12 protein-coding genes are annotated in these 8,081 nt (G+C 71.0%); 3 read left to right on the top strand and 9 right to left on the bottom strand.

Translation table 11 applies throughout. From position 1 onward, the window contains the following. Positions 1-453: HisA/HisF-related TIM barrel protein (locus VP06_RS32480; protein WP_048467953.1), on the bottom strand; the 453-nt coding region annotated here is incomplete at its 3' end. A 38-nt stretch (positions 454-491) separates the two neighbouring features. On the opposite strand from VP06_RS32480, the gene VP06_RS32475 reads away from it, so the two are divergent. Next, positions 492-1,550, top strand: a complete 1,059-nt coding sequence (locus tag VP06_RS32475; protein WP_048467951.1) for a hydantoinase/oxoprolinase family protein — start codon at positions 492-494, stop codon at positions 1,548-1,550. Between the two features lie 212 nt (positions 1,551-1,762). Here the strand turns inward: VP06_RS32475 and VP06_RS33990 are convergent, their stop codons facing one another. The 3 genes from VP06_RS33990 to VP06_RS32460 all read right to left on the bottom strand — a co-directional run bounded on the left by VP06_RS33990 (position 1,763) and on the right by VP06_RS32460 (position 3,509). Continuing rightward, a complete protein-coding gene (locus VP06_RS33990) occupies positions 1,763-2,104 on the bottom strand; it encodes a BLUF domain-containing protein (protein ID WP_053082129.1) in 342 nt (113 codons plus the stop codon). A gap of 87 nt (positions 2,105-2,191) precedes the next feature. Beyond that, positions 2,192-2,332 (bottom strand): hypothetical protein, encoded by a 141-nt coding sequence (locus VP06_RS36880; RefSeq protein ID WP_156295878.1) that lies wholly within the window; start codon positions 2,330-2,332, stop codon positions 2,192-2,194. Positions 2,333-2,459: 127 nt separating this feature from the next. After that, positions 2,460-3,509, bottom strand: a complete 1,050-nt coding sequence (locus VP06_RS32460; protein ID WP_048467949.1) for an aromatic ring-hydroxylating oxygenase subunit alpha — start codon at positions 3,507-3,509, stop codon at positions 2,460-2,462. 232 nt (positions 3,510-3,741) lie between these two features. Here VP06_RS32460 and VP06_RS32455 point away from each other — a divergent pair, with 232 nt between their 5' ends. Beyond that, complete coding sequence (locus VP06_RS32455; protein WP_048467948.1) at positions 3,742-4,140, top strand: DUF3597 domain-containing protein; 399 nt, start codon at positions 3,742-3,744, stop codon at positions 4,138-4,140. 38 nt (positions 4,141-4,178) lie between these two features. Here the strand turns inward: VP06_RS32455 and VP06_RS32450 are convergent, their stop codons facing one another. From VP06_RS32450 to VP06_RS32440, 3 genes are all read right to left on the bottom strand, one after another. Continuing rightward, positions 4,179-4,682, bottom strand: coding sequence for a hypothetical protein (locus tag VP06_RS32450; protein WP_156295877.1), 504 nt, complete (start codon positions 4,680-4,682; stop codon positions 4,179-4,181). 233 nt (positions 4,683-4,915) lie between these two features. Further along, the gene (locus tag VP06_RS32445) at positions 4,916-6,031 is read right to left on the bottom strand and encodes a polyamine ABC transporter substrate-binding protein (RefSeq protein ID WP_048467946.1); all 1,116 of its coding nucleotides are present in this window, start codon (positions 6,029-6,031) and stop codon (positions 4,916-4,918) included. Between the two features lie 2 nt (positions 6,032-6,033). Continuing rightward, positions 6,034-6,381, bottom strand: a complete 348-nt coding sequence (locus VP06_RS32440) for a RidA family protein (protein WP_048467945.1) — start codon at positions 6,379-6,381, stop codon at positions 6,034-6,036. 187 nt (positions 6,382-6,568) lie between these two features. Between VP06_RS32440 and VP06_RS32435 the strand changes: the two genes are divergently transcribed. After that, positions 6,569-6,841 carry a GlsB/YeaQ/YmgE family stress response membrane protein gene (locus VP06_RS32435; protein WP_048467944.1) on the top strand — a complete coding sequence of 91 codons (273 nt, stop codon included), beginning with the start codon at positions 6,569-6,571 and terminating at the stop codon, positions 6,839-6,841. 205 nt (positions 6,842-7,046) lie between these two features. Here VP06_RS32435 and VP06_RS32430 read toward each other — a convergent pair whose 3' ends face one another. Beyond that, entirely contained in the window at positions 7,047-7,286 is a 240-nt protein-coding gene (locus VP06_RS32430) for a YgaP-like transmembrane domain (RefSeq protein WP_048467943.1), read from the bottom strand. Between the two features lie 93 nt (positions 7,287-7,379). Then, a complete protein-coding gene (locus VP06_RS32425; RefSeq protein ID WP_048467942.1) occupies positions 7,380-8,012 on the bottom strand; it encodes a glutathione S-transferase family protein in 633 nt (210 codons plus the stop codon). Positions 8,013-8,081 lie beyond the last annotated feature (69 nt).

Below are 8,081 nucleotides of genomic sequence, written 5' to 3'. Positions count from 1 at the left end.
CGCGCCCATGGGCGCGCCGTCGCGGCTGTCGAGGGAGAGCACCGCGCGGGCGCCGATCCGGCGCACCAGGGCCGCATCCGCCTGGCTCTCGCTGCCCAGCACCGGCCGCCCCAGGCCGGCCGCCAGGAAGGCCGCGACACCGTCCTCGGTGGCGAATCCGGCATCGACCCACAGCTCCACCCCCGGGCAGGCGCCCAGGATCGCCCGCAGGGCGCCGAGATCGGGCGGCGTCCCGTCCATGATCGCGTCGAGATCGGCGACGTAGAGCCGGCGCGCCGGCCAGGCCGAGAGGAGGCCGCGCGCCACGTCGGCGGGGGCGGGGCCCGGGCTGAGCGGCGTCACGATCGGCGCGTAGCGGGCGCGGTCGCCGGCCCGCGCCCGCACCACGACGCCACCGCGCAGATCGAGGACCGGCACCACCTCGGTCCGGGTTGCAGAGGCAAGCCCGCTCATGCCACCCCACCCCGACCTGTGCCGTGCGAGACCCGACCGTGACCCATCTCCATCCCTCCGCCTCCCTCCGTCGTGTGATCGGCTGGGACCTCGGCGGGGTCCATGTCAAGGCGGCGCTGGTCGAGGAGGGCCGCGTCCAGGCGGTGGTCCAGGCGCCGTGCCCGCTCTGGAACGGCCTGCCGGCCCTCGACGCCACCTTCGCGGCCCTGCCGGACTGGGCCCGCGAACCGGCCCGCCACGCCGTCACGATGACGGGCGAGCTGACCGACTGCTTCACCGACCGCGCCGACGGCGTGGCGCAGCTCGCCGGCTGGGCCGCGGCGACCTTGCACGGCGAGGTGGCGATCTATGCCGGACGGACGGGCCTCGTCGCGCCGGAAGCGGCCGCGTCCTACGCCACGGACGTCGCCAGCGCCAACTGGCACGCCACCGCGGCCCTGGTCGGCACCCTGCGGCCGGACGCGCTCCTGGTCGATATCGGCTCGACCACCGCCGACCTGATCCCGATCCGGGACGGGCAGCCCCGGGCGATTGGCTACAGCGACGCCGAGCGGCTCGAAACCGGGGAACTCGTCTATACCGGGGTGGTCCGCACGCCGCTCCTCGCCCTGTCCAGGACCGCACCGTTCCGCGGCCGGTACACGGCGCTGATGGCCGAGTGCTTCGCCACCACGGCCGATGCCTACCGCCTGCTCGGGCAACTGCCCGAGGCGGAGGACCAGCAGGACACCGCCGACCTCAAGGGCAAGTCGATCCGCGAGACCGAGATCCGTCTGGCCCGGATGATCGGCCGCGACCGGCACGAGGGCTCGGGCGACGACTGGGCGCGGCTCGCCGGCTTCTTCGCCGAGGCGCAGCTGCGCCTGCTGCACGATGCCGCCGGCCTGATCCTGTCCCGCGGCGACGGAGACCGGGAGGCGCGCCTGGTGATCTGCGGCGCCGGCCGGTTCGTGGCGGCGCGGCTCGCCGCGCGCCTCGGGCGCCCGGTCGACGAGCTGCCGGACCTGATCGCGCCGCGCCTGGCCCCGGAGGCTATCGTCTTCGCGTCGACCTGCGGACCGGCGGTGGCGGTGGGGCTGCTGGCCGCGGAGTGCTGATCGCCCGGTCAGAACCGCCCCGCGAGGGCCATGCCGAGCCCATCCTCCACGGCCCCGCGCGCGCCGAGCCACGGCATGCTGATCGGGCTGTCGACGAGGACGAGCAGGGTCCGGCGCAGGACCCGATCCGACGTCCGGACGATTCGGTCCGGACGTCGGATCGCCAGCTCGCGCGGTGGAACCGTCGGCTCCACACGCCTGAGCGAAAGCGATCAGTCGGAAATCGCATGATCCAGGGCTTCGGGGCAGCCGGCCGCGCCGAGGCCGGTCCGGTTCAGCCGGTCGTCGAGTTCGCGGGTGGTGGCGAGGAAGCCCATGCTCCAGCCGTGAAAGCGGCGCTCGACCGCCACGTCCATCGCGATCACCGCCAGGGTGTGGTGGCGCCGGTCGACCAGGATCGCGTCGAAGATCGACTGCACCCCGGCCCGCGTCCCCTCCAACACCTGGAAGAAGCCGAGACCGGTATAGACCAGCCCGCCGGTGACCGCGGCGGTCCGGTTGCGCAGACGGGCCGTCGCCAGCAAGGTCGCGAGGTGGCCCGTCCCCAGCATCATACCAAGGCCCACGATGCTGACGCATCGACTCGATCTCGGGCAGGCCCGAGATCGACGGGGCCGTTGGCCCATCTCGCATTTTCGATATCAAGCCCAGATGTCCGGGACTTTGGGCTTGGCGAAAATTCGAGAACGGCACCAAAGGTCGTTTCCAACGACCGTTGGTATCATCTCCGCCGGATGCGCGGCCTTGCTCTTGTAGGCGATGCGGACGATGTCCTCGGACATCCGGAACTCCGGGGCAGCCATTCGACCCGAACAGGTCAACCGGCGGGGGTTACGAGACCGTCCGTTCTCCGACCGAAAAGAATTCTGCGCCGAGATCGTCAATCCAGGAGAGAATTCCCAGCGCCGGTCAGCTGCGCCAGCGCAGCTCGCGCGGCTCGAGCGGGTTGACGAAGGCGGTGCCGGCCTCCCGGGCGCGCAGGAACTCGCGCTTGAGACTGAAATACCATTGTGACTGCACGTCGCTCTCGCCCATCAGCACCATCGCGGGCTTCCGGTCGAGGCCGCGCTGGGCAATCTGGAGCACGTCCCGGTCCTGGCCGAGGAACTGGCGCATCAGAGGCCGGGCGATGGGCTTGAGCAAAGTGAGGCCTGAGATGTTCCAGTACATCGCGTTGATGAGCGCGGTGCGTCCGTTCGGCAGCGGCGACGCGAAGGTGTAGTTGGCCAGGCGCTTCTCGCCGGCGGTGATCCGCTCCAGCCGCACCCCCGGCAGCCGGAACTCGATCTCGACCTCCGGGATCGAGCCGAGCAGGCGGTAGGCGAAGGAGGCGGTCTTCGCCGTGTGACTCGTCATGGTGAAACCGAAAGGCGACGGCGCGAACTGCTTCACCTTCTCCTTCATGGTCTTCGAGGGGCGCCACCACCACGAATCGTGCACGTAGGCGACGTGGGCCGGATCGACGAAGCTCAGCGCCACGAGGTCGAACGAAGCCTCGACCTCCAGGATCTCGACCAGTTGGCCGCAATAATCGAACTCGACCTCCGGGATCGGCGGTGCCGCCTCCGGATCCGCGCTCGCCGGGTTGGCGCTGGCATGGACCCAGATCAGGCCGGACTTTTCGGCCACCGCGAAGCGGGCGAGGCGGACCGAGGCGAAGTTGGCGTCGTCCCGCCGGGCGAGCGCCGGAATTGCCGCGCAGACGCCGTCGGGCCGGAATTGCCAGCCGTGGAACGGGCAGACGAGGTGGCCGTCGACGAGGCGGCCGGCCGACAGCGCCATGCCGCGATGCGGGCAGCGATCGCGCAGCGCGAACAGGGCGCCCGAAGCCTCGCGCCCGATCACCACGGCCTCCTCGCCGAGGCTCACGGACCGCATCGCCCCGGGCCGCAGGCTGCGGCTCTCGCCGACGCAGTACCAGACGTCGTCGAGCGCACGGCGGATCGGATCCCCTGTCATGCCTGTTCCACGGTCCTCAAAGCGCCATCGGCGCGGGTCGCGTCGCCCGACGGCAGTCCATACCCGATCCTGCGGGCCGGTGAAGCACCGCGATGCCCGCATCCCGGAATAAGACCGCCCGGGGCCCTTCCTTGCCGTGCCGGCGATGCCGCAGGGCCAAGGCGCCCTATATCAGGCCACGGCCGCATCGTCGGCGGCCGTCACATCCAAGCTCCTCACGGAGGATGACACGATGAGCCTGCTCGGGACGATCGTCAGCAAGATCCTGCACCCCTTCGGCGGCGGCGAGGCGCAGGCCCAGACGCCCGGCGAGACCGCCACCACCCCCAGCGCGGACGCCGCCTCCGGCGGCGACGTGCCGAAGGTCGACGGCAAGGTCGATGTCGAGGCGGTGCTCAACGACCTCGCCGCCAAGGCCGGCCAGACGCTCAACTGGCGCACCTCGATCGTCGACCTGATGAAGCTGCTCCACCTCGACAGCAGCCTGTCGGCCCGCAAGGAACTCGCCAAGGAGCTGCATTACAGCGGCGACACCGACGACTCGGCCACCATGAACGTGTGGCTGCACAAGCAGGTCCTCCAGAAGCTGGAAGAGAACGGCGGCAAGGTGCCGGACGACCTGAAGGACTGACCGATGCCCGGCCCGCTCCCCGAGGGGGCGGGCCGTCCTCAGGACGGGCGGCCGTCCGGCCCGCCGGTCCCGGAGAGAGGCCGGGCCTCGGCCACGAGGCGCCGGGCTTCGGCCACCGCCTCGGCGAGCCCGAGCCGGGCCTGCCGCACCTGCACGGTGAGATCGGCGGCCATGCCCCGCAGCCTCTCCGCCTCGGCACGGCCCTGCGCCGCCGCCAGCACCAGTGCATCCAGCCGCTCACAGATCGCCGAGAGGCTCAGGTCCCGGGACAGGACGTGAAGGCCAGGGACGGGCGTCGCCTCGGGCAGGCAGACCAGGGGCAGACGAGGCCGGGCCACGCGCAGCCGGGCGGCGACCGCGGGCAGGTCCGGCGAGGCGCAGAGGCCCGCGCTCACCAGGGCGAGATCGATCACCCGATGGCCGCCGATCGCGGACGGCACCGGATCCAGCTCCGTCCCCACGGCATCGACGATGCCATAGCCCTTGGCGGCGAGCCGGCCGGCGAGAGCCGGCACCGCCTCACCGGCGCTGCGGAGCATCATCAGGACGGGTTCGCACGGATCACCCATTCTGTCTCGGTAGCATGCCGGCCGCGCCGGCAGTAGCGGCCGTTTGGCCGAGAGCGGCCCCCGACCCCGAACACGGCGCCATCGGGCGCTGTTCCCGGTCTTTGACCGTGCCGCCTCGTCTGCGACGAACCGGTGTCCAGGGCGTCGGGCGACGCTTCAGCGGACGATGCGCTGGCCTGCCCCCGCAAGGCCGGGACGAGGCGGCCTCACCGGCCGGTCCGCACGCGGGTCCAGAGCCGGGTCACCACCCGCTGGGTACGGTCGTCATAGGCGGTGTTGGTGAACAACCGGCGGAAGGTGGCCTCGTCCGGGTAGATGCCGGGATCGGACAGGATCTCGGGGCGCACCAGGGCCTTCGCCGCCAGGTTGCCGCTCGCGTAGGAAACGAAGTTGGTGTTGGCCGCCGCCACTTCGGGCCGCATCATGAAGTCGATGAAGGCGTGGGCCTCCTCCGGATGGGCGGCGTCCTTGGGGATCGCGAAGGCGTCGAACCACATCAGGGCGCCCTGCTGCGGGATGTGATAGGCGATGTCGACGTCGTTCTTGGCCTCGCGGGCGCGCCGGCGGGCCTGGAGCACGTCGCCCGAATAGCCGACCGAGAGGCAGACGTCGCCATTGGCGAGCTGGTTGATGTATTCGGAGGAGTGGAACTTCTGCACCGCGCCGCGGATGCGGACCAGCGCCTCGCCCGCCTTGTCGAGATCCTCGACGCGGCGCGACTCGGGCTTCAGGCCGAGCGCCTGGAGCACGCTCGGGATGATGTCGTCGGGCGAATCCAGCATCGTGACGCCACAATCCTTGAGCTTGGCGATCAGCTCCGGGCGCAGGACGATGTCCCAGGTGTTGAGCGGCTGGTTGGGGCCGAGGCGCTCGCGCACGAGGGCGGTGTTCACCCCGATGCCGGTGGTGCCCCACATGTAGTCGACGGCGTAGACGTTGCCGGGGTCGTAAGCCGCGAGCCGCGCCGTCACCTCGGGCCAAGCATGGATGAGGTTCGGCAGCTTGGCCTTGTCGAGGGGCTGGAACGCGCCGGCCTTGATCAGCCGCTGGAGGAAGGGGCCCGTCGGCACCACGATGTCGTAGCCCGAGCGGCCGGCGAGCAGCTTGGTCTCGAGGATCTCGTTGGTGTCGTAGGTGTCGTAGACGACCTTGATGCCCGTCTCGCGCGTGAAGGCGTCGAGCATCTTGGGGTCGATATAATCCGACCAGTTGTAGATGTTGACGACCCGCTCCGGCGCCGCCGCCGCGGGGACGGACGGCATCGCCGCGAGGGCCAGGAGGCAGGCCGCGGCCCCCAGGACACAGCGCCGGAGCGGGTTCATGCTCAGGCTCCGGTCGCGGCGACGACCGAGATCTCGACCCGGTATTGCGGGCCGGCAAGCTTGGCCTCGACGGTGGCACGGGCCGGGGCGTGGCCGGCGGCGACCCAGCCGTCCCAGGCCCGGTTCATCTCGGCGAAGGTCGACATGTCGGCCAGGTAGATCGTGGCCGAGAGCAACCGGGACTTGTCGCTGCCGACGGTCGCCAGCAACGCATCGATCTGGCCCAGGATGTCCTTGGTCTGCGCCTCGACACCCTCGGCGTCGGAGACCTGGCCGGCCAGGTAGACGGTGCCGTTGTGCACCACCGCCTGGCTCATCCGGGTGCCGGTCTCGAAACGCGTGATGGTCATCGGGAACTCCTCGGGGCTCTGGAACGGAGGCTCGGAATGGCGCTCCGGCGCCTTGTGCCGCCGAAACGAGCGCCGCGTAAAGAGCCCGCGCCGCGCCCCGGCTGCCAAAGCGCCACCTTCGGCGCAACCCCGGCCGGACCTCGTGCGTTTGTCCTGCATCGAAGCGGAGCCGAAGGGCAGACCCCCAATGCTTGCGATCCTGTGGACCATCATCATCGGCTTCGTCGCCGGTGTCATCGCCAAGTTCATCATGCCCGGCTCGACCAACGAGCCGAGCGGCTTCATCATGACCACCCTGCTCGGCATCGTCGGCGCCTTCGTGGCGACCTTCCTGGGCCAGATCACCGGCTGGTACCCGCCGAACGAGGGCGCGGGCCTGATCGCCTCGGTCGTCGGCGCCGTGATCGTTCTGGCGATTTTCGGCTTCATCCAGAGCCGCCGCCGCAGCACGGTGCTCTGACGGCGAGTTCCAGAGGCCGACGGACCTCCACCGGCCTCTCCCCCATCGCGACGAAGACAAGGCCCGCGCCGGCATCCCGGCGCGGGCCTTGTCGTTGCGCAAAGCGTGCCGCAAGGAAAGTGTATCCCAAGAAAAACGGGGCGCCCATCGGCGCCCCGGCGTGACCAGGAACGGGGCGCGCCGATGGGCGCCCCGGCGGGGGCCGTCAGATCCGCGCCGGCTCGTGGGAGCCATTCATCAGCGACTTGGCGGCGCAATGGCCGGTGGCGCCGCGGATCGCCAGGAGCGAGCCGGCCACCAAGGCCGCGAGGCTCAGAAACTTGTTCGGCCGCGGTTGCGCCGCCGCTGCGGCGAGGCCAAGGCCGAGCACGACCGAGATGGCCCGCTCCTTGGTCGTCAGGTTGCGCTCGCCGCCGAACACGTCGTGCATCAGGTCGTTGGCCATGGGATCTCCGTCGGGGTCGGTCGCGGAAGAAGTCCGCCGTGTCGCGGTGCGAACGCGGCGGGAGGCCGGACGTTCCCTGGCGGACGGCTCGCTTCAGCCCTGGGGCGCCTCCGCGACCAGCTTATCGTCGATCTCGCGGGCGCGAAGGGCCGCCGGGCGGTCGGCGAGGCGGGCCACATAGGCTTCGTAGGCCGGGCGCCGCTCGATCCCACCGAACTGCATGCCCCACATCAGGTGCGAGCCGACATAGAGGTCCGCGGCCGAGAAGCGCCCACCGGCGAGGTACTCGCGGCCGGAGACGGCGCCCTCCAGGGCATCGAGGACCTCCGCCAGGCTGCCATACCCGACCATGCGGCGCCGCTCCTCCGGCACCTGGAGACCGAGCGCCTTGTCGGTCACCGCCGCCTCGACCGGCCCGGCGGCGAAGAACAGCCAGCGGTAATAGGCGCCACGCTCCGGGTCATCGGGGGCCGGGGCGAGGCCGGCCTGCGGGAAGGCATCGGCCAGGTAGGCGCAGATCGCCGCCGTCTCGGTGACGGTGACGCCGCGATGCACCAGGGCGGGCACCTTGGCCAGCGGATTGATCGCCCGGTAGGCCGGCTCCTTCATCGCCGAGCCGTAGCCGATAATCTCGGTCCGGTACGTCGCCCCGACCTCCTCCAGCATCCAGCGGACGATGCGGCCGCGGGACATCGGATGGGTGTAGAAGACGAGATCGTCGCTCATGCGCTGCCTCCCGGGCGGGCGAATCGGCTGCGGCCCGCGTGGGACCTTTAACCAGGGGCGGGGCGCAGC

Origin of the sequence: Methylobacterium aquaticum (assembly GCF_001043915.1) — a bacterium.
Lineage (GTDB): Bacteria > Pseudomonadota > Alphaproteobacteria > Rhizobiales > Beijerinckiaceae > Methylobacterium > Methylobacterium aquaticum.
This window is presented reverse-complemented; position numbering and strand designations above follow the sequence as displayed.